21 protein-coding genes are annotated in these 20,550 nt (G+C 40.3%); 18 read left to right on the forward strand and 3 right to left on the reverse strand.

Going from position 1 to position 20,550, the window contains the following annotated elements; translation table 11 throughout:
* Positions 1–168 precede the first annotated feature (168 nt).
* Positions 169–1,488, forward strand: coding sequence for a diaminopimelate decarboxylase (lysA, locus tag IQ19_RS07195; protein WP_144541442.1), 1,320 nt, complete (start codon positions 169–171; stop codon positions 1,486–1,488).
* 41 nt (positions 1,489–1,529) lie between these two features.
* Here lysA and IQ19_RS07200 read toward each other — a convergent pair whose 3' ends face one another.
* Positions 1,530–2,399, reverse strand: a complete 870-nt coding sequence (locus IQ19_RS07200) for a DUF1002 domain-containing protein (RefSeq protein WP_144541444.1) — start codon at positions 2,397–2,399, stop codon at positions 1,530–1,532.
* Between the two features lie 547 nt (positions 2,400–2,946).
* Between IQ19_RS07200 and IQ19_RS07205 the strand changes: the two genes are divergently transcribed.
* The gene (locus IQ19_RS07205) at positions 2,947–3,318 is read left to right on the forward strand and encodes a GNAT family N-acetyltransferase (protein ID WP_144541446.1); all 372 of its coding nucleotides are present in this window, start codon (positions 2,947–2,949) and stop codon (positions 3,316–3,318) included.
* Between the two features lie 23 nt (positions 3,319–3,341).
* Here the strand turns inward: IQ19_RS07205 and IQ19_RS07210 are convergent, their stop codons facing one another.
* On the reverse strand, positions 3,342–3,854 hold the full coding sequence (locus IQ19_RS07210; RefSeq protein ID WP_144541448.1) for a DUF309 domain-containing protein: 513 nt from the start codon (positions 3,852–3,854) through the stop codon (positions 3,342–3,344).
* A 425-nt stretch (positions 3,855–4,279) separates the two neighbouring features.
* Positions 4,280–4,381, reverse strand: a complete 102-nt coding sequence (locus tag IQ19_RS07215) for a YjcZ family sporulation protein (RefSeq protein WP_110064287.1) — start codon at positions 4,379–4,381, stop codon at positions 4,280–4,282.
* Positions 4,382–4,618: 237 nt separating this feature from the next.
* Here IQ19_RS07215 and IQ19_RS07220 point away from each other — a divergent pair, with 237 nt between their 5' ends.
* From IQ19_RS07220 to IQ19_RS07295, 16 genes are all read left to right on the forward strand, one after another.
* Positions 4,619–5,395 carry a segregation/condensation protein A gene (locus IQ19_RS07220; protein WP_144541450.1) on the forward strand — a complete coding sequence of 259 codons (777 nt, stop codon included), beginning with the start codon at positions 4,619–4,621 and terminating at the stop codon, positions 5,393–5,395.
* Positions 5,382–5,972 carry an SMC-Scp complex subunit ScpB gene (scpB, locus tag IQ19_RS07225; RefSeq protein ID WP_144541453.1) on the forward strand — a complete coding sequence of 197 codons (591 nt, stop codon included), beginning with the start codon at positions 5,382–5,384 and terminating at the stop codon, positions 5,970–5,972. Before IQ19_RS07220 ends, scpB begins: the two co-directional genes overlap by 14 nt.
* A gap of 119 nt (positions 5,973–6,091) precedes the next feature.
* Positions 6,092–6,511 (forward strand): hypothetical protein, encoded by a 420-nt coding sequence (locus IQ19_RS07230; RefSeq protein ID WP_144541455.1) that lies wholly within the window; start codon positions 6,092–6,094, stop codon positions 6,509–6,511.
* 31 nt (positions 6,512–6,542) lie between these two features.
* Positions 6,543–7,031 carry a YpuI family protein gene (locus tag IQ19_RS07235; RefSeq protein WP_110064283.1) on the forward strand — a complete coding sequence of 163 codons (489 nt, stop codon included), beginning with the start codon at positions 6,543–6,545 and terminating at the stop codon, positions 7,029–7,031.
* Positions 7,032–7,381: 350 nt separating this feature from the next.
* Positions 7,382–8,272, forward strand: a complete 891-nt coding sequence (locus tag IQ19_RS07240) for a superoxide dismutase (RefSeq protein ID WP_144541457.1) — start codon at positions 7,382–7,384, stop codon at positions 8,270–8,272.
* A gap of 448 nt (positions 8,273–8,720) precedes the next feature.
* Positions 8,721–9,872, forward strand: a complete 1,152-nt coding sequence (locus tag IQ19_RS07245; RefSeq protein ID WP_144541459.1) for a D-alanyl-D-alanine carboxypeptidase family protein — start codon at positions 8,721–8,723, stop codon at positions 9,870–9,872.
* Positions 9,865–10,452 (forward strand): nucleoside recognition domain-containing protein, encoded by a 588-nt coding sequence (locus tag IQ19_RS07250; protein WP_144541461.1) that lies wholly within the window; start codon positions 9,865–9,867, stop codon positions 10,450–10,452. The genes IQ19_RS07245 and IQ19_RS07250 overlap by 8 nt, the downstream gene beginning before the upstream one ends.
* A 7-nt stretch (positions 10,453–10,459) precedes the next feature.
* Positions 10,460–10,996, forward strand: coding sequence for a spore maturation protein (locus IQ19_RS07255; RefSeq protein ID WP_144541463.1), 537 nt, complete (start codon positions 10,460–10,462; stop codon positions 10,994–10,996).
* A 256-nt stretch (positions 10,997–11,252) separates the two neighbouring features.
* Positions 11,253–11,978 (forward strand): 23S rRNA pseudouridine(2605) synthase RluB, encoded by a 726-nt coding sequence (gene rluB, locus IQ19_RS07260; RefSeq protein ID WP_144541465.1) that lies wholly within the window; start codon positions 11,253–11,255, stop codon positions 11,976–11,978.
* A gap of 237 nt (positions 11,979–12,215) precedes the next feature.
* Positions 12,216–12,737: a thiol-disulfide oxidoreductase ResA gene (gene resA, locus IQ19_RS07265; RefSeq protein WP_144541467.1), complete on the forward strand. Its 522-nt coding sequence runs from the start codon at positions 12,216–12,218 to the stop codon at positions 12,735–12,737.
* 20 nt (positions 12,738–12,757) lie between these two features.
* Positions 12,758–14,389 (forward strand): cytochrome c biogenesis protein ResB, encoded by a 1,632-nt coding sequence (gene resB / locus IQ19_RS07270; protein ID WP_144541469.1) that lies wholly within the window; start codon positions 12,758–12,760, stop codon positions 14,387–14,389.
* A 12-nt stretch (positions 14,390–14,401) separates the two neighbouring features.
* A complete protein-coding gene (gene ccsB, locus IQ19_RS07275; protein WP_144541471.1) occupies positions 14,402–15,583 on the forward strand; it encodes a c-type cytochrome biogenesis protein CcsB in 1,182 nt (393 codons plus the stop codon).
* A gap of 344 nt (positions 15,584–15,927) precedes the next feature.
* Positions 15,928–16,644: a response regulator transcription factor gene (locus IQ19_RS07280; RefSeq protein ID WP_144541473.1), complete on the forward strand. Its 717-nt coding sequence runs from the start codon at positions 15,928–15,930 to the stop codon at positions 16,642–16,644.
* Positions 16,641–18,425 (forward strand): ATP-binding protein, encoded by a 1,785-nt coding sequence (locus IQ19_RS07285; RefSeq protein WP_144541475.1) that lies wholly within the window; start codon positions 16,641–16,643, stop codon positions 18,423–18,425. Before IQ19_RS07280 ends, IQ19_RS07285 begins: the two co-directional genes overlap by 4 nt.
* 195 nt (positions 18,426–18,620) lie before the next feature.
* Positions 18,621–19,172, forward strand: a complete 552-nt coding sequence (gene sigX / locus IQ19_RS07290; RefSeq protein WP_144541477.1) for an RNA polymerase sigma factor SigX — start codon at positions 18,621–18,623, stop codon at positions 19,170–19,172.
* Positions 19,147–20,412: a hypothetical protein gene (locus tag IQ19_RS07295; RefSeq protein WP_144541478.1), complete on the forward strand. Its 1,266-nt coding sequence runs from the start codon at positions 19,147–19,149 to the stop codon at positions 20,410–20,412. Before sigX ends, IQ19_RS07295 begins: the two co-directional genes overlap by 26 nt.
* The last annotated feature ends 138 nt before the right edge of the window (positions 20,413–20,550 follow it).

The following is a 20,550-nucleotide window of genomic DNA, read 5'->3' on the forward strand; positions in this document are numbered from 1 at the left end:
ACAGAATAGACAGTCTCTTGCAGAAACTGTCTATTTCTTTAATAAATTTTAATCGATGTCTAGCAGGGGCAATATTTGCTTGATTCTTAAAAGGGAGGGTTGCTTCTTTTTAAGATCTTGTCGGATATAAAGAGTCCTGTGCTTTGCTAAAAGGGAAGAGGGGGAAACATGTTTTTTCACGGCACCATGAAAGTTAATAATAAAGGGCACCTGGAAATAGGCGGTATGGACACTGTTGAACTCGCCGGCCAATTTGGAACGCCATTATATGTATATGATGTAGCTTTAATAAGGGATAGAGCAAGAGGATTTAAGCAGACTTTTGAGAAACTGGGAATTACTGCTCAAGTAGCATATGCGAGCAAAGCTTTTTCAACTGTAGCCATGGTACAGTTGGTTGATGAGGAAGGCCTATCCCTTGATGTAGTTTCAGGCGGGGAATTATACACTGCTCTTGCTGCAGATTTTCCACCTGAAAGAATCCATTTCCACGGCAACAATAAGAGCAAAGAAGAACTGGAAATGGCTCTTAAATATAATGTGGGCTGCATTGTAGTCGATAACTTCTATGAACTGGACCTTCTCCAGGAAATCTGTGAATCCCTTGGCATAAAAACAAAAATCCTTTTAAGGGTGACACCCGGAATTGAAGCCCATACCCATGACTATATTTTAACAGGGCAAGAGGATTCAAAATTTGGATTTGATCTTCAAAATGGCCAGGCTGAAGAGGCTTTAAAAAAGGCTTTGGATTCAGAATGGATTGAAACGCTTGGGCTGCATTGCCATATTGGCTCCCAGATCTTTGATACAACAGGATTTATTTTGGCGGCCAAGAAAATTTTTGAAAAGATGAACGAATGGAAAGAAGCATATTCTTATGAACCCCAAGTGCTTAATTTGGGTGGAGGCTTCGGCATCCGCTACACAGGGGATGATGATCCGATTCCTGCATCTAAATATGTTGAAGAGATTATTGGGGAAGTTAAAAATCAGGCTGAGCATTATTCAATGAAGATGCCTGAGGTTTGGATCGAACCGGGCCGTTCCCTGGTTGGGGATGCAGGGACTACATTATACCAGACAGGTTCCCGCAAAGAGGTTCCAAATGTTAGGAACTATCTCGCTGTGGACGGCGGTATGAGTGACAATATCAGACCGGCTCTTTATCAGGCGAAGTATGAAGCTGTTTTAGCAAACAGAGTAAATGAGAAGCCGGAAGAGACTGTTTCGATCGCAGGCAAATGCTGTGAATCGGGCGATATGCTTATTTGGGATTTGCCGCTTCCGAAGGCAGAGGATAAAGATATTTTGGCTGTATTTTGTACCGGAGCTTATGGCTATTCCATGGCCAACAATTACAACCGTATTCCAAGGCCGCCAGTAGTATTTGTCGAAAATGGCGAAGCGAAGCTGGTTGTCAAAAGGGAAACTTACGAGGACATATTGCGATTGGATTTGCCGATCAATGAAAAAATAAAAAATTAAGCTGCCTGGTCCCAGGCAGCTTTACTTTTGAGGCTATGCAGTTAAGAGAAAAAGGCTTTAATAGCGTCGATAGCACTTGCAAAAAAACGCTTTAGGCTTTCTAAAAATCCTTGGCCTTCTTCACTTTCAAGATACTTGGAAATTTTATCTTTTGCTTGATTGAGCTGTTCGCCTACTTGATTCCAGTCGATATTCAGCTCTTTAAGTTTGTTAAATAAATCTATTAAACTTAAAATCTCTTGTTCAGTTAAAGTGATGCCTAGTTCCTTTGCTGCATTTTCGATAATGGTTCTTAGCTCTGCATCTGTCTCAGGAGCATTTTTCGCAATCTCTTCTTTAATCTTTGCAATTAAAGCAGCTGCATTCTCGGTACCTACCGAATCACCCAGCTTAGCTGTTTCAACCATTTCTTCGTTAGCTGCCTGCTTTACATCTTCGGGAATGGTTTTTTCGGCTGAAATTTCATAAGCCTTAATGATACCGGTTAATGCAGCGGTACCTGAAACAGGGGCAGGAGCTGTAATATAGATATCGGCATCCTTTACGCCTGCTGTAATAAGCGCATTAATATACATTTCATCGGTAACCCAGTTAATATTCTTGGTCTCTACTTCGAGTCCAGAGCCAGGTTTTGCGATCGTGACCGCTGAAGATGAAATGGCCCTTGTTCCAATTAGTGCTTTGGAAATATAGTTTCCCAGGTATTTATGTTCTTCTTCATTTGAGACAGTAATAATAGTTGCATCTTTTGGAGCTTCCATCTCGGCAAGAAGCATATTTTTTTGTTCTTCCGACAAGTTTTCTCCTAAAGTTACGATCATGTCACCTTCTGCCATGTCAGCAAATGCTTGCAATGGCAAAACAAATAGTAGCGAAATCATGAATATGGCAAGCAATTTATTCCATTTCATTTTGTTTCCTCCTGGAGTAAAATATTAAAGCCATTTAGTTCAAGTTTTAGAAGCCTAAGAAGAGATACACCCTGTATTTCACTGCTTTTCATACAGAAGCAGAATGGCTTTACTTGATAATAGACGATTAAAAAATAGAAAAGGTTTCATAGGTTCCTTAACGAAACATTAGCTCAAAATTCCTAATTCAGCAAGCGGAATGGAATTATAAAAGAGAATAGTGTAAAATGAATGATAGTTTAGCGATAGGTTTGATATTGTAAAGTGGAGGCAGTAAATAATTATGAAAAAAAGCAATTGGCTTCTTTTTATTTTATTGCTGGTGCTAAGTCTCGGCTGGGGGCTGGTTTACTGGTTTTTTATTGTATAATGATTGGTGCGGGTTAAGGGATAAAGGCAGGAAAACGGAAAGTAGCGAATTAGCCGGTTTTACCCGTAAAATAGCAACATTCAGCCTTAATACATATAATGGTAAGGGAAGTTTACAAAGTTAAAAAATTGGGAAAAATAGTTTATGATGTTTTTATTCAAATAATGAGGGATTAATATGCTAATTCGATATAAAAAATCATTTGAAAAAATTGCAATGGGTCTTTTATCTTTTATGCCAAACGAGAAAGATTTAAAAAGATTGCAGCAAACGATGAAGCAATATGAAACGGAAGAAAATAGGCAGTTGTTTCTGTGGAAGGAAGGCGAAGATATAATTGGGCTGGTAGGTGTAACAGCAAGTGACAGTACCTTGGAAATTCAGCATATCTCTGTCAATCCTTCACACCGCCATCAGGGTATAGGCAAAACGATGATAAAAGCATTAGATGAACTTTATCCGGGGAAAACCCTGACAGCAACGGAAGAAACCGAATCATTCCTGAATAAATGCGATTTGAATGAGAATAAAGAAAAAGGCAGCGAATAGAAAACTATTCCTGCCTTTTTCATTTATTTGTTTCTTTGCAGTGCTTCAAGCCGCTCTTTTATTACCATGCTCCGATCCCTTTTTTTATGGCGGTGCACTAAATCATCATCCTTGAAGTTGCTATCGGCACACCATGTAAATCCCAGTCCGGAGCACATTTTTCTGCTTCTGGCTAGGAGAATTGGATCTTTAATGGGCAAATTATAGCTCTTGTATTTCCCGCCTGCCTTAATTATTTGCAGTCTATTTTTTAAATCCTCGATCAATTGGTCAGGCTCAAGCCCTAGCTTTGCCATTTCAGCTGGCTGGTTTTCCAGGATGCTAATTCCTTTCCGGAGGGTACGTTCTGCTCCCTTGACATTTTCTCGGCGATGATGATAAAAGGAAACTGCCATAAGGATAAGACCGACCCAGTGGGAGGTTTTATTATTCTTATCAACGCTCTTCCAGTATTCCTCAAGTATTTCATGGCATTCAAAATAATCGCGATCTCCATGAAAATGGGTCAAAAACTTTATATAATCATCCGGATACATAGTTTCACTCCCTGCAAATTCTATCTATATTTTAACATATTGTCCGGAGGGATTTATGCTGAAAAATAAAAACCCGGAATCATCCGGGCTTTAAGCTAACTTAAATAAAGGCTCTTTTCTAAAAGATTGTTGTTTTTGAATAGGGTATAAGAGATAAACAAGGTGGTTGATTGCAGCGGAAGCTGCGAGATCCTCAGAAATGCATTCGCATTTCCTTCGTGCGGTGATTATTCAAGGATGCTTAATCAAAGTCCTGCGGGAGCAGCGGGACAGGTGAGACCCCACAGGCGCAGTGCGCCGAGGAGGCTCAGCGCCCGCCCGCGGTTCGCTGAGCATCCTGGAGCGGAAATCAACCCCTACTCTCTTTTTATTAAATAGCAACAAAGTTTGCGAAAACAGCCTAAATAAAATACTTTTTTATGTTTTTAGAAGCACCAGGAAGCTCCCACAATGATCAATAAAATGAACAAAACAACAATCAAAGCAAACCCGGTTCCCCAGCAATCACCAATTCCAACATTAGACATATTAAATACCTCCTGTTTATCTTTGGATTCCATACATCCTATGTAGGCATTAGCCGGAATGTTTGGGCGGATTCATTATTTTTTTGGGGATAATCGCGGACAATCTAGACCATAGGGTTATTTTTCTATTGGATAACACTAATGAATAATCTATACTAGATATAGTCTTTTACCATGTTTGCAGGGAATCGAAATGGTAATAAATTTAATTTTTATAGAAAAATTTGGTGGGAATTTATGCAATATGATCATTATAATGTAAAGATTGATGCTTTTGAAGGGCCACTCGATTTGCTCCTTCACCTTATCAACCGGCTGGAAATAGACATTTATGATATTCCGGTCTCAGAAATAACCGAGCAATATCTTTTATATATACATACAATGAAGGAACTTCAGCTTGATGTAGCGAGTGAATATCTTGTAATGGCTGCTACGCTTCTGGCTATAAAAAGCAAAATGCTGCTGCCGAAGCATGAAGAGGAAGAGCTGGAGGACGAATTCGGAATGGATATGGAAGAAGATCCAAGGGATGAATTGGTTGAACGGCTTATTGAATATCGTAAATTTAAGGAAGCGGCAGATGAACTTAAAGAACGTGAACAGGAAAGAAGCTTAATGTTTACGAAACCGCCTGCCGACCTTTCGGATTTTATAAAGGATGCCCAGCCAGAAAGGGCAGAGTTGAACGTTAGCCTATATGATATGCTTGGGGCTTTGCAGAAGTTATTGAGAAGGAAAAAGTTGCAAAGGCCTTTGTCTACTAAAATTGCCCGCCAGGAAATTCCCATTGAAAAGCGGATGTCCGAAATTGTAGAGCAGCTAAAAAAGTTTAAGGGCAGGAAAAGCTTTAATGAACTATTTCCGGTACCTGACAGGGAACATATTGTTGTAACGTTTCTGGCGGTGCTGGAGTTAATCAAGCGCAGGGAAATACTGGTTGAACAGGATCAAAATTTTTCAGAAATCGTTGTGGCTTCCATGGAAGGAGGAGAAAAGCTTGGAGATTATTAATTGGAAGGGGATAGCAGAAAGCCTGCTGTTTGCAGCGGGAGATGAAGGCTTATCCCTCAAGCAAATTGCCCATGTTCTAGAGGTTGAGGAAAAACAGGCTCGTGAAATCATGGATGGCTTAATGGAAGATTACAATGACAATAGCACACGCGGGATTATGGTGGTTGAGCTTGCGGGCACGTTTCAGCTTGTAACAAAAAAAGAGTTCTCCGATTATTTAAAGAAGCTTGTGGAATCTCCTTCGGCTGCTACCTTATCACAGGCAGCGCTCGAAACCTTAGCTATTATTGCCTATAGGCAGCCGATAACAAGAACAGAGATTGAAGAGATACGGGGAGTTAAGACCGAAAGGCCCCTCCAGACACTCGCTGCAAAAGCGCTAATCAAAGAAGTTGGACGGGCAGAAGGTACCGGACGTGCATACTTGTATGGGACGACAAAGGAATTCCTCGATTATTTTGGACTTAAGAGTATTGAAGAACTCCCGCCGCTTCCAGATAAAGTAAGTGAAGAAGAGGATTCTTTCCAGGAAGAAGCTGACCTATTCTTTGAAAAGTTTCAGGAGATTGATTCTTGAGTTTTCTGACACATTACAATGGAAGTATGGTAAAATAAACTTAAATTTTTCCCTTTTCTTTTCTAAATAGCTGTTATACATAATTTGTGATAACCACCGAGGGATTAGGAGGGTTTTACTTGCTAATTAAATATTGCAGGGGATACGAACTGGAAAAAGAAAAGCCGAACACATCTGAAGACTTCTTTAATCGAAGTGAAGTTGTGTTTGAAGAAGATGGACAGGAAAAGACCTTTCATGTTTTATATGTCCGCTTTTTTGATGAATCCATGAATGAGTTTACACCATATGAGAGTGATCCGATCTTTGCTGCGGGTTCCAGAGAAGTGGAATTCAAGGATATTGTTGCACTTTCATGTTTATTAAAAAATCCGGGTTTCCGGCACCGCAAACGAATTTATATTAATTCAAAGGCTGACTTTGCATCCTATTTTCAGGATCTTGACTTTTCCAAGCTTCCCTCTATTTTTGAGGCACTGGAGAATAAAAAATCCTATGATATGCGATCTCCTTTAGAATTTATTATTCAACCGCAATAATAGCCAGTGTACAAATATGGGGGTGTAATAATTGGGAAATTCAATCGTTAAATCACAAATGGAAGATGTGAAAAATTTCCTCGGTAATAGCGTTAAAGTTTTTGAAGACTTTCTAAATAATACAACTATTAAGGACTTGGAGGCAGAAAAACAGGGAAATGTGGATTATTACAAGAGTATCCTATCCCATGTTAGAAAGCTGCTTGTCTTTTGTGAAGAAGGGCTCGATACCTGCAACATTATTTCGAAAAGCGACCCTTTCCAAAAAGGTGCTGCCGAGAAAACTCTATATCGAATCTATCATCAATGCATTGAAGAGTTTTTCTCTCCTAAAAATGATGCATGGTTCGAGAATAGCCGTTCAGCTTATACAGGCAAAAACTCCATTCAGTTCCATGAGGAAGTTCCTGACAGCCTAAAAGCTGTTTTCCGTCAATTAGAAGGAGAGTTCCAAAGGATTAGAGAAGAGCTTGAATATTACGAAACAGATTACCGTACAAAAATGATTCAATCTAAATAAAAGTGTAAAGAAAGAACAGCAGCCTGCTGTTCTTTTTTTTATGGTCTGGATTTTGGCGAAAAAAAATACTCAGTGTAAAGCCTGTAAGCAAATCTGAAAATAGCTTTGAACCGGTTGGATGACGCAATAACATTAAACGACGATGCAAAAATTAGCAGGGAAGACGTAGTTACAACTCGAAAAGACACAGCTCCAAAAGAAGCAAACCAAACGGAAACGTGCTCATTTTAGGTCTTTAAACTCAATTGCCAAACCTCGGCGTAGCCTTTCTAATATTCCTAGGCAATCGTACAAACATGCGCTCATACAAATAGAAAGGGAGTCAAATAAGGAAGGTAGTGAGGGATCGTATGGGCAAAATGGAAGACTACATCAAAGAAGTGTCACAATGGAACAAGGAGTTGAGAGATTTTTTGGAATCAGAGGACGTTGATAAAAATAATGAACTTTGGCATAGGCTGGATAATTTTACGGACATAATGGAAGGAATTGCAGGCCCGCTTGATATTCAAGAGCTGGAAAAAATTCAGGAACAGGTGGATGGGCTGCATTCTGACATGGAGAATTATTTTACAAATAGGCAGCGGGTGGGGAATATCTATATGAATGAACCTTATATCGCTGCAGGCAAACATGTTCTGCCTCCGCTGCCTTATGACTATAAGGCACTGGAACCCCATATTTCAGGCGAAATCATGAAGCTCCATCATGACAAGCATCATCAATCCTATGTGGACGGATTAAATAAAGCCGAAAATATGCTGCAAATTGCAAGGGATAAAGGTGATTACAATCTTGTAAAACATTGGTCCCGCGAACTGGCTTTTCATGGTTCAGGGCACTATCTCCATACGATTTTTTGGAATAACATGAATCCAAAGGGTGGCGGGAAACCATCTGGGGCTTTATTGAAAGAGATCAATAAATACTTTGGAAGCTTTGATCGGTTCAAGGCTCATTTTTCTGAGGCAGCCAAGCAGGTCGAAGGTGTAGGCTGGGCACTTCTTGTGTGGTCGCCAAGGGCCCGCAGGCTTGAAATTCTTCAGTCAGAAAGGCATATGCTCCTGACCCAATGGGATACGATTCCATTGCTTGTTTTGGATGTATGGGAACATGCTTATTATCTTCAATACAAAAACAATCGCGGCGATTATGTGAAGAACTGGTGGAATGTTGTGAACTGGAAGGATGTAGAGGACCGATACCTGAAGGCATCAGAACTGAAATGGAAGCCATTTTGAATAAGTAAACGGGAAACAGAAAATGCTGTTTCCCGTCTTTTTTTAAAAGCTTTTTTGATTGGAGCGGAAGGCGCGGCTCCTCGAAAATGCATTCGCATTTTCTTCGTGCGGTGTTTATTTGGGGATACTGGTTCAATGTCCTGCGAGCACTGGGAACCCCGCATGGCGATCGGCGCCGAGGAGCGTCGGATCGCCCGGGAAAAGCGAGCTTCCAGAGTGGAAATCAACAGAAAAGGTCTTTGAAAAAAGGACAAGCTTCTATGTACTGCAAATAGCATCAGGGCAAGTTTTACTTAATAGTCATATCACTACTTGTCCTGCATAAACTTGTACAAACAAAAGAAAAGCAAATCGGCATCCTTCTCGAGCAAAATTTTTATTATGAAATGAGTTTCCCGAGCTTTTCTGAGAAAATAGACATCCATAAAAGGAGACGGGGTTTTGTGCAATGAAAATCTTACACAGGCTGATGGCCATAACGTTAGTTGCCGGATTGGTAATCATGAATATTCCGCAGAGGGCAGAAGCTTCTGTTTCAGTTAGTGCTCGAAGCGCTATATTAATGGAGCAAGATTCAGGGCGCATCCTTTATGAGAAGGAAGCAAATAAAGTCAGAAGAATTGCGAGTATTACAAAAATCATGACTGCCATTCTGGCGATAGAATCCGGAAAGATGGATGAAATGGTTAAAGTCAGTGATCGGGCTGTAAGAGCTGAAGGTTCATCGATTTATCTGCAGCCGGGTGAAAAAATAAAGCTTGAGGACTTGGTATACGGACTAATGCTTCGTTCAGGGAATGATTCTGCAGTTGCCATTGCAGAGCATGTTGGCGGGAGCCTGGAAGGATTTAGCTTTTTAATGAACCAAAAAGCAGAAGAAATTGGTATGAAAAATACCCATTTTGCCAATCCTCATGGGCTAGATGACCATGAGGACCATTATTCAACAGCCTATGACATGGCTTTGTTAACAAGATACGCCATGAAAAATGAAATGTACCAACAGATTGCAGGTACGGAAGTGCACAGGGCTCCAAATCCGAATGAAAGCTGGGACAGAGTGTGGAAAAACAAGAACAGGCTGTTGACAGAGTTATATGAGTATTGCACCGGCGGAAAGACAGGTTATACGAAACGGGCAAAGAGAACCCTTGTCACTACTGCTTCGAAAGGTAATTTGAACCTGATAGCTGTAACCTTAAATGGACCTGATGATTGGGACGACCATATTAATATGTATGAGACTGCATTTAAAACTTATGATGTCGTAGAGGTTCTGCCTAAAGGGATTATTAAGGATGTAGAAAATGATTTTTATAAAAATAAAGTTTATTTGAAACAAGCATATAACTACCCAGTGACAAAAGAAGAAAAAAATCAGTTTGAAATTGACCTCAATCTTCAAAAGCCTAAGGAAGAGTGGGAAGACAGCCGGGAAATACCGGAAGTTGTAGGACAGGCAACCGTCTATTTTGATAACCAGCCTGTAAAAAAACTTCCTATATATTTTAAATTGGAAAAAATAAAAGAAGATAAGTCTCTATTAGACTATTTTAGGAGTCTGTTTACTTCCATCGCCGGAGTGAACAAAAATGGTTAATATTATTTGGGTAATGCTAACTGCTATTGGTATCCTTTTTGCGATGATTAATGGCACCATGAATGAAGTAAATGAAGCGATTTTTAATGGTGCAAAAGAAGCGGTCACATTATGTATCGGGTTGATCAGCATCCTTGTTTTTTGGCTTGGCATGATGAGAATTGCTGAGGATGCCGGACTGTTAAAAAAGCTGGCAGCCCTTTTCAGGCCGATTGTAAAAAGGCTTTTTCCAGAGGTTCCAAATGACCATCCGGCAATGGGATATATACTTTCCAATATGATGGCCAATATGTTTGGCCTTGGAAATGCTGCGACACCGCTTGGCATTAAAGCTATGGAGGAACTCAAAGAATTGAATGGGGGCAAAAATGAAGCGAGCCGGTCAATGATTACCTTTTTGGCTATCAATACTTCCAGCCTCACTTTAATACCTACAACAGTGATAGCGATCCGGATGAATTATGACTCCGCCTCTCCGACTGATATCGTGGGACCTACTTTAGTGGCTACCTTTTGCTCTACATTGGCGGCAATAATGATCGACCGTTATTTCTATTATCGAAGAACCCGTAAAGGATGAGGTATAAATGGAGATCGTATCGGTTATCTCACTCTGGTTTATTCCAGTTTTAATAGGTTTTATATTACTATATGGTACCTTTAAACGGGTTCCTACATATGAAAGTTTCGTAGAAGGCGGAAAAGAAGGCATTAAAATTGCGGTATCGATTATTCCTTTCCTCGTCGGCATGCTTGTAGCCATCTCGGTTTTCAGGGCGTCTGGAGCTCTTGAATATTTTATGGATTATATCAGACCGGGACTTGAAGCAATCGGCGTTCCTCCAGATATTGTGCCTTTGGCTATTATTCGTCCCATTTCCGGAACTGCTGCACTGGGGATGACCAGCGATTTAATAGCGGTCCATGGACCGGACTCTTTTGTTGGAAGGCTTGCTTCAGTCCTGCAGGGAAGTACGGATACGACCTTCTATGTATTAACCGTTTATTTTGGGGCGATTGGAATCAAGAAAATGGGGGATGCTTTAAAAGTTGGCCTGCTTGCCGATTTGGCGGGTATCATTGCTGCAATTATTGTTGTAACGCTTGTGTTTGGAAGTGTATAAGATTCTGCTGTTTTCCTGGCCGGGGAATTTTTAGGAAATTAATATGTTCTTAATAAATCAGTATTATAAAGAAGATACCTGCTGAAGGTATCTTCTTTGCTTTTGGGCTGTTATTCGAACTTGCAGTCTAATACCCCTTGCTGTGAACTCACTTTATTTAATCAAGGTTGCTTTGAAAACATGGCGAATTGTGTCATAATTCATTAGGAGTGAAAAAGGAATGAAAATCTGTTATTAAATCTATGAGGTGACATAAATGGAAAGATTGCAAAAAGTCATTGCCCATGCAGGGTTTGCTTCACGAAGAAAAGCTGAGGAGCTTATGGCTGAGGGACGCGTAAAGGTAAACGGAAAAACAGTCAGAGAGTTGGGAGTGAAGGTGTCGCCATCTGATCGAATAGAAGTCGATGGAATCCCTGTAGAAAGGGAAGAGCCTGTATACTTTCTCCTTTATAAGCCGAGAGGTGTGATTTCAGCTGTATCCGATGATAAGGGAAGGAAAGTTGTTACAGATTACTTTGAAGGAATAAAACAAAGAATTTATCCTGTAGGAAGGCTGGATTATGATACATCAGGCCTTCTGGTTCTTACCAATGATGGCGAGTTTGCAAATCTGTTAATGCATCCAAGCAATGAAATTGAGAAGGTGTATGTTGCCAAGGTGAAAGGAATTCCGTCCAGGGAAAGCATTAAGAGCCTTCAAAGAGGGATTGTATTAGAAGATGGAAAAACAGCTCCTGCAAGGACAAAGCTTTTATCAATGGACAAGAAAAAACAAACAGCCATTATTGAGATTAGCATTCATGAAGGGCGCAACCGTCAGGTAAGAAGAATGTTTGAAGCGATAGGGCATCCTGTTCTGAAGCTTAAAAGAGAAAGATACGGATTCCTGACTTTGCAGGGATTATCAGCTGGTGATGCAAGAGAATTAACAGCACATGAAGTGAAACAGCTTCGTGCACTTGCGATGAAGAAAAAGTAATAAATAGCTGGTTAGCTTCGGAAAAATTCATAGAAGTGTCACAGTTACCTTCGATTGTTAACAATGTCGGGATGTTGAAAAATGATATAATAGTAAACAGCTGTGCAGGCAATTCATGAGCTTAAGTTGCTACATAGTACCTGATAAATTGTTATTAATGAAGAAATTTAATTTTTTAGACTCCTTTTCCCGTTTTGATTGAATCGTTAAGGGGTTGGCTTAGGGAGGGAATTTTATATGAAAAAGAAGCGTCTGGTAATTAGAACAGTCATTCTGTTTGTCCTTGGTGCTGCCGTGGCATATACCTTATACGCTAATTTTACAAAAGATCAGGTGCAAAAGGTCGCTGTCGGAGAAAAAGCGCCTGACTTTGTTCTGACAGATATGGATGGGGAAAAACACCGGCTTTCGGATTATGAAGGGCAAGGGGTTTTCCTGAACTTTTGGGGTACGTGGTGCAAGCCTTGTGAAAAAGAAATGCCATATATGAACAATCAATATAAACAATTTAAAGACATGGGTGTTCAGGTGCTGGCAGTCAATGTAGGGGAAACCGAACTGGCAGTAAATAAATTTTCTGACCGTTACAATCTGTCGTTCCCAATATTAATAGATGAAGGCCAGGTTCAATCAGCATATGGAATTAATCCTCTTCCTGCTACCTTTTTAATTGATAAAGAAGGAAAGGTGATCAAGTATATAACAGGAGAGATGACTGAAGCGACGATTAAGGACTATATGGAACAGATTAAACCATAAGTTACGGGGAGTTTTTATATATGAAAGAGTTAAAATGCGACTGCGGCCATGTAAATCCGCATGGAACGGTTCTCTGTGAATCTTGCGGCAAGGTACTGGAAGAAAAAGAAAAAGATAAGAAACTTCTGGATATGCGATATGAAGGAAGTGCCCGCCGTTCGCAAACCTATAATAAAACGATTATTGATAAAATATGGAATTTCTTTTCATCCGTAAAAGTCGGGGTCTGGCTTATTGTAATTACACTGGTTGCTTCAGCACTTGGCACGATCCTGCCCCAGGAAATGTATATTCCGCCGATTATGCCTGCTGCCGAGTATTACGAAGATCAGTATGGCTGGATAGGCAAGTTATACTATGATCTGGGATTCCATAATCTTTACAGCTCCTGGTGGTATCTTATTTTGATTGCCTCCATTGGAATATCGCTGGTAATATGCAGCCTTGACAGGGTTGTCCCTTTATACAGGGCTTTGAAGAAGCAGAGGGTCAGCCGGCACGAAAGCTATCTGCAGCGCCAAAGGGTTTTTGGAGTTTCAGAAGTTGAAGAAACAGACAAGGCTTTTTCAATGGCAAAAGAAAAATTAAAAGAAAAAAAATACAATATAAGAGAAGAAGATGGAAACCTTCTTGCCGAGAAAGGCCGTTTTTCAAGGTGGGGCCCATATGTTAACCATGTTGGACTTATCATATTTCTAATAGGCGGAATGCTGCGTTTTGTTCCTGGTATGTATGTAGATAAAATTCTATGGATTCGGGAAGGCGAGACAAAAGTCATCCCTGAAACCAATGGAGAATACTACCTGAAGAATGATGCATTCATTCTTGAAGTGTACGATAAAGAGAAAGATAATGAAGTGTTTGGGGAAGCCATCGATAAAGCCGGTATGGTAGCCAAAAATTATCAGTCAAACGTCACTCTTTATAAAAAACAGGGTGATGCAGTTGCTGGGGAAGAGGCAGACCTAGAGAAAGTTAAGGACTATGAAATTAGAGTTAATGAGCCTCTTAAGTTTGAAAAATTTGCCTTATACCAAGTGGATTACAAACTTGATGAATTAAATAAAATGTCTTTCGCCTTGACCAATAAACAAACGGGTGAAGAGTTTGGTGATTTAACAATTGATTTAAATGATCCTAAGGATATTTATGATCTCGGAAATGGATATAAAACCGAAATTGTCAGCTATTTCCCTGACTTTGAATTTGATGAAAACGGGGAGCCGGTTACAAAGTCAAGAATTCCTAATAATCCTGCCTTTGTTTTTAAGATGTTTACACCTGATAAGCCTGATGGTGAGATCAGTTTTGTTGCTATTAGGCAGACAATTGAGCCATTTGGCGATAATGAATACAAGATGGCATTTAAAGGAGTAGATACTAAGAATGTATCGGCTCTGACGGTCCGGAAAGATTTGACTCTATGGATTATCGCATTGGGCGGTGCCATTTTCATGATTGGTGTTGCTCAGGGGTCTTACTGGAACCATCGCCGCATTTGGCTTCGCCGTGTTAATGGTGAAGTGTGGGTAGCCGGCCACACAAATAAAAACTGGCATGGGCTTAAAAGGGAAATTGAAGCAGTTCTGGATGGAACCGGTATTAACGAACCTGAAGACCAGCTGCAAAATCAAAGTGAGAAGAAAAGCTAAGGAGGAATCGGAGTGGTTAATTTAAGCAGCAATTTACTATATACAGCTTTTATCCTCTATTTAATTGCTACTGTCTTTTTTGCTGGCTCCATTAAAGATAAGAAAAACCCTAAAAAAGGGCCAAACAAGTCGGCAACTCTCGGACTATGGATATCTATAATTGGTTTTATTGCCCAGCTTGGATACTTTATTACACGGTGGATTGCTGCCGGGCACGCGCCAGTCAGCAACTTATTTGAATTTACAACATTCTTTGGAATGTCGCTGGTAGGTGCATTTATTGTTATCTACCTAATTTATAAAACACCTATTTTGGGAGTTTTTACCCTTCCGGTAGCCTTGCTTATGATCGCGTATGCAAGCATGTTTCCCAGGGAAGTTTCACCGCTGATCCCGGCTTTGCAAAGTGACTGGCTCCATATACACGTCACAACTGCTGCCGTTGGGCAAGCTATTTTGGCTGTGAGTTTCGCAGCAGGAATTATTTATTTAGTAAAATCAGTTGATCAGACCAAACAAAGCAAACAGAGATTCTGGCTTGAAGCTGTTATGTTCGGATTGGTTTGTACACTTGGCTTTGTCATCATCAGCTCAACCTTCTCGGCTATGGGCTATAAAGCAGAATTTAATTGGATCGATAAGAACGGGCAGGAAGCCGTTCTTGAATATCATATGCCTGCTCTAACAGGTCCGAATGAGGGGCAGCTGCTGACAGAAGGGAAATTTGAACCATTAGCGGAAATGCCAGCAATAATTAATGCTAAAAAATTAAATACGGTTATATGGTCATTGACTTCAGGAATCATTCTATATCTGCTTTTAAGAGCGATTCTCCGCAAACGGGTTGGTGCAGCGCTACAGCCTCTTGCGAAGAATATCAATCTTGACTTAGTGGACGAGATTGGCTATCGTTCCGTATTAATCGGATTTCCGGTATTTACGCTCGGAGCACTGATTTTTGCCATGATATGGGCACAGATTGCCTGGACACGTTTTTGGGGATGGGATCCGAAGGAAGTATGGGCGCTTATTACGTTCCTATTCTATGCAGCTTACCTTCATCTTCGCCTTTCTAAAGGCTGGCATGGTGAAAAGTCGGCCTGGCTTGCTGTAATAGGATTTATCATTATTATGTTCAATCTTGTTGCTGTTAACCTGGTCATTGCGGGTCTGCACTCCTATGCCGGATCATAATTGGAAAATTTAAGCCTTCACTTCACTATAGTGAAGGCTTATTTAAAACTTCATTTATTTCATTATTAAAGGCTCTTTTCTAAAAGATTGTTGTTTTTAAATAGAGTTTGTAAATAAAAACATTGATAAATAAGGTTGGTTGATTGGAGCGCAAGGTGCGAGACTCCAGCGGGAGGAGTGGGACAGGTGAGACCCCACAGGTGCTGTGCACCGAGGATGCTCACCGCCCGCCACGCGGTTCGCTGAGCATCCTGGAGCGGAAATCAACCTCTCCTCATTACTTGTTTAAAAAGCAACAAAGTTTGCGAAAAAAGCCTTATTAAATCACTAGGGGGATTTGTGAAATGGAAAACGAAGTAAAGATTTTAGTTGTGGATGATGAGGAAAGAATTCGCCGATTATTAAAAATGTATCTTGAACGCGAAAATTATACAATTGATGAAGCAGAAGATGGAAATCAGGCTTTATCAAAGGCATTGGCTAACGATTATGATGTCATTCTTCTTGACTTAATGATGCCTGGCAAAGATGGGATTGAAGTATGCAGGGATCTTAGAGAAAAAAAAGCTACTCCTGTTATCATGCTGACAGCCAAGGGTGAAGAGGTTAACCGTGTTCAGGGGTTTGAAGTAGGAACTGATGATTATATTGTAAAACCGTTCAGTCCAAGGGAAGTTGTTTTGCGCGTAAAGGCCTTATTGCGCAGATCTTCCAAAACGACTTACCTTCAAACAGAAACCACAGCCAAAGATGTCATCGTGTTTCCGCATTTAACAATTGATAATGATGCCCACAGAGTATTGGCTGATGGGAAAGAAGTAAGTTTGACTCCAAAAGAATATGAATTGCTGTACTTTCTTGCGAAGGCACCAGATAAGGTCTTTGACCGTGAGCAGCTGTTAAAAGAAGTATGGCACTATGAATTTTTTGGGGATTTAAGAACAGTGGATACCCATGTGAAACGCTTGCGTGAAAAGCTCAACAAAGTTTCCGAGCAGGCTGCCCGAATGATTGTGACAGTATGGGGCGTGGGCTATAAGTTCGAGGTTGTCAATGAATGATGCTCTGGCGGAGTGTAGTAGGTAAGCTTTGGGGTACAATTCTCTTATTGGTTTCCTTTGTATTGCTAATATTAACGGTGATGCTGCTGGAGTTTTTTGAGAATTACCATATAAATGAAACAGAAAAAGGGCTGACCAATACAGCTCATAAAATTACCAGGATATTGAAAGAGCATGACCGGGATGTTGGTTTGGAAATTTCCTGGGAGCTCGTTGATGATGTTACAAAAGTCGTCATCATCAATACACCATCAGAATATTATTATTCTCCCAACCATACAGATTCATTGAAACTGCCGGTTTCTTATTTGACAGAGGAGAAAGACTTAAAAGAAGTCCTTACGAAAAATAAAACGGTTAAGAAAGTATCATCCGTCAATCCCGAATATACGGATGCAGCCGCTGATGATGAAAGCAGGATTCTGATTATAGGTGTCCCGCTTGAATTGGGTAACAGCAATGGAGCAGTTTTTATCTACCAGTCTATTGAGGTTATGCAGGAAACCACAAGATCAACAACAAAATTCATTTTGCTTGCTGCGGGTGTTGCGATCATCTTAACGACGATTTTTGCTTTTTTCTTATCAACAAGAATTAACGCTCCGCTCAGAAAGATGAAAGAGGCTGCTTTTGAGGTGGCAAGAGGAAAGTTTGATACAAAAGTTCCGATTCTAACGCATGATGAAATTGGTGAATTAGCTACCGCATTTAATCAAATGGGCAGACAGCTGAAATTTAATATGAATGCCCTTAGCCAGGAAAAAGAACAGCTTGCAAGCATTCTAAGTGGTATGGCCGATGGTGTTATCACGTTTAATAGAGATGGTACCATTCTCATAACAAATCCTCCTGCAGAGCGCTTTTTACAAAGCTGGTTCTACGAGCAGGGTGAGGCTGATAAGAATACAGAGGCTGTTCCATCCAAAGTAATGGAGCTTTTTCAGCTGGCTGTTAACACGGAAAAAGAGCAGATCGGGGAAATCTCCATTCAAGGCCGTTCCTGGGTGATTATTGTAAGCCCTTTGTATAATAACAAGTTTATACGAGGCGCTGTCGCAGTAATCAGGGATATGACGGAAGAACGGAAACTTGATAAACTCCGCAATGATTTCATTGCGAATGTTTCACATGAATTAAGGACGCCTATTTCCATGATGCAGGGATATAGTGAGGCAATCGTTGATGATATTGCCGGAACGGATGAAGAGAAAAAAGAAATGGCAAGTGTCATTTATGATGAATCCTTAAGAATGGGACGGCTTGTAAATGAACTTCTTGACCTCGCTAGAATGGAAGCGGGGCATATTCAACTGACAATGGAAGAAATAGAAGTGAATTCTTACCTGCAAAGGATCATCCGGAAATTTCAAGGCCTGGCAAAAGATAAAGATATCAGCCTTGAATTTGATTTGAAGAGCAAAGAAACGTTTATACCTTTTGATCCGGACAGGATTGAACAGGTAATGACGAACCTGATCGACAATGCTATCCGCCACACACCAGAGAATGGCCAAGTTAAAGTAACGGAACACAGCGACGAGCGCGGATTGTTTATTGAAGTCAAAGACTCAGGATCAGGCATACCTGAAGATGATCTGCCATTTGTCTTTGAACGCTTTTACAAAGCAGATAAAGCAAGGACCAGAGGGCGATCGGGAACCGGACTTGGACTGGCTATCGCAAAAAATATTATTGAGGCACACAAAGGCCATATTACCGTTCAAAGCAAGCTTGGACAAGGTACGACATTTTCTATTTTTATTCCTCGAAATGAAGGATGAAATCGAAAAATGTGCCGATTCTTCTTGATTCACGGGAAACATTTGCAGAACATTAAAACATCTGAAAATATATAGAATTCTTGGGGAAGGAGATATCCGAAATATCCTTCCTTTTTTTTATGAATAATAATATAGTTAAATTGTAACTTTTTTTAGAGAGATAACGACTATTTTATTGAACGGGGAGGGGAATCCATGGACTCCGTTTTTGATGAACTTTATAAAAAATACCATCATGACGTATTTCAATTTCTTTTTTATATGGTCAAAAACAAGGAACTGGCTGAGGACCTGGTCCAAGAAGTCTATATAAGAGTATTAAAATCGTACGAACGTTTTGAAGGAAAAAGCAGCGAAAAAACATGGCTTTTTTCGATTGCTCGCAATGTTGCCATAGATTCCTTCCGCAAACATAAAGGGTGGAAGCAAAGGATAATGGAGAAATTTGACTGGTCGACCCAGCAGGTAAAGGATGAGCTTCCCCTGCCGGAAGAAATCGCCATGCAAAGGGAAGAAATTCAACTTATATATCGATGCCTCGATTTGTGCACAGTTGACCAGCGGCTGGTTATCATTATGAGATATATTCATGAACTTACGATTACTGAGACAGCCGATGCATTAGGCTGGACTGAAAGCAAAGTTAAGACAACTCAGCATAGAGCATTAAAGGTTTTGAAAAAGTATATGGAAGACATAATGGAAAAGGAGGGGATGAATAATGAGGAAGTCAAAGTGGAGCGATGAGCAGCTGGAAGAATTATTAGGCCAAATGCCCAAAATAAAAGATAACCGTGATCCAAGCGAAATCTATCAAAACATTGAAATGAAGATCGGGAAACAAAAACAAAAAACATGGATCCTGCCTGCTGCAGCGGCAGCCGCTGCCTTGCTTCTATTTTTTATTCTTGCCCCAAGCCTTATGAATTGGCAGGAGTCTGCCGATAAGTCAGTCGAGATCAAAGCCGATAAATCCTCATCATCTGCAGAGATTGCCAGTGAAAATAACACTTTTGAAGCCAATGATAATAAGGCTGAATTAAAAGCAAAGGAAGAAATTGGCGGGGACAAAGCTGAACAATTTGATGATGCTTCTAAAAATAATGGGGAAACAGAACCAAATGATCAAATCAGCTTGCAATCTGTATCTGCTGATACGAGTGCAACTGCTGTTTATGAGGAAGATTTGGCCGGGAAAGAAGTATTAACGTATGCTATTCCGGATCAGACTGCTCAAAACATCGTTCCGGTCAGTGTTCTGGTTGAAGAGGATCCCGCTAAATCCAAGTTCGACTTATTCGAAGAGAACATGAGCAGGCTAACTGAAGAGGAATGGGGACTAACCGATTATTATCCACTAAAAGCAAGCTTTAGCTATGACCAGGAAAATAGAACATTAACAGTCGATGTACCAGAGGATCACCCTTACAGTATCTCCTCTACTACTGAACTGCTGCTTGAAAAGGTTCTTGGAAATGTTATGCATAATCTTGATATAGAAAAGGTTAACCTGACAACCGAGGGACATGATGGCATTGAATTTAGCCATTTTGGATATAGAGAAAACTTTGTGCCTGAAATAGGCACTGGAAACTTAATATATTATTTTCTGTATCCAAATGGAACGGAATCCAAGCCCTTCATGGTTCCACTAAGGGAAAAGCTCAATTCTATCAAAGATGCTCTAAGGGCTATGAAGGAGAATCGTGTTGAAGACAATTTGCAGGCATCCATTCCTGAAGATATCAATTTTGAAACAGAGGAAATACAGGAACGGAAGCTGCTGATCCGCTTCGAAAATGAATCGGAAATTATTGATAATGAACCAACACTCCATGCCATAGAAGCGATATTGCTGACTGCAAAGGAGTTTAACTTTGAGACAGTTAAGCTGGAAAATGCTGATGTTGATAAAATTGGCAACTTTGATCTTTCTAATGAATTAAAAGTGCCGGTGGCGGCAAATAAACGTGAATTGCTAAATTAAAAAAGACGGCCCATTGAGGCCGTCTTTATTTTTGTAAACTCGAAAATTTCCTCCTTTTGCATAAAAAACCTCAGGCAGGAAGTATACTAACAAATGTGCTTTTGGAACCAAAATTTCGGTTCTAAAAAAGTACAAGCT

Source organism: Cytobacillus oceanisediminis, assembly GCF_007830235.1.
GTDB classification, from domain to species: Bacteria; Bacillota; Bacilli; order Bacillales; family Cytobacillaceae; genus Cytobacillus; species Cytobacillus oceanisediminis.

Coding starts and splice junctions, on each gene's coding strand:
- IQ19_RS07250 (WP_144541461.1), top strand. CDS start 9,865: ATGGTTAATATTATTTGGGTAATGCTAACTGCTATTGGTATCCTTTTT.
- IQ19_RS07240 (WP_144541457.1), top strand. CDS start 7,382: ATGGGCAAAATGGAAGACTACATCAAAGAAGTGTCACAATGGAACAAG.
- lysA (WP_144541442.1), top strand. CDS start 169: ATGTTTTTTCACGGCACCATGAAAGTTAATAATAAAGGGCACCTGGAA.
- rluB (WP_144541465.1), top strand. CDS start 11,253: ATGGAAAGATTGCAAAAAGTCATTGCCCATGCAGGGTTTGCTTCACGA.
- IQ19_RS07280 (WP_144541473.1), top strand. CDS start 15,928: ATGGAAAACGAAGTAAAGATTTTAGTTGTGGATGATGAGGAAAGAATT.
- sigX (WP_144541477.1), top strand. CDS start 18,621: ATGGACTCCGTTTTTGATGAACTTTATAAAAAATACCATCATGACGTA.
- IQ19_RS07210 (WP_144541448.1), bottom strand. CDS start 3,854: ATGTATCCGGATGATTATATAAAGTTTTTGACCCATTTTCATGGAGAT.
- resA (WP_144541467.1), top strand. CDS start 12,216: ATGAAAAAGAAGCGTCTGGTAATTAGAACAGTCATTCTGTTTGTCCTT.
- IQ19_RS07200 (WP_144541444.1), bottom strand. CDS start 2,399: ATGAAATGGAATAAATTGCTTGCCATATTCATGATTTCGCTACTATTT.
- IQ19_RS07285 (WP_144541475.1), top strand. CDS start 16,641: ATGATGCTCTGGCGGAGTGTAGTAGGTAAGCTTTGGGGTACAATTCTC.
- IQ19_RS07215 (WP_110064287.1), bottom strand. CDS start 4,381: ATGTCTAATGTTGGAATTGGTGATTGCTGGGGAACCGGGTTTGCTTTG.
- IQ19_RS07245 (WP_144541459.1), top strand. CDS start 8,721: ATGAAAATCTTACACAGGCTGATGGCCATAACGTTAGTTGCCGGATTG.
- IQ19_RS07220 (WP_144541450.1), top strand. CDS start 4,619: ATGCAATATGATCATTATAATGTAAAGATTGATGCTTTTGAAGGGCCA.
- IQ19_RS07205 (WP_144541446.1), top strand. CDS start 2,947: ATGCTAATTCGATATAAAAAATCATTTGAAAAAATTGCAATGGGTCTT.
- IQ19_RS07255 (WP_144541463.1), top strand. CDS start 10,460: ATGGAGATCGTATCGGTTATCTCACTCTGGTTTATTCCAGTTTTAATA.
- resB (WP_144541469.1), top strand. CDS start 12,758: ATGAAAGAGTTAAAATGCGACTGCGGCCATGTAAATCCGCATGGAACG.
- IQ19_RS07295 (WP_144541478.1), top strand. CDS start 19,147: ATGAGGAAGTCAAAGTGGAGCGATGAGCAGCTGGAAGAATTATTAGGC.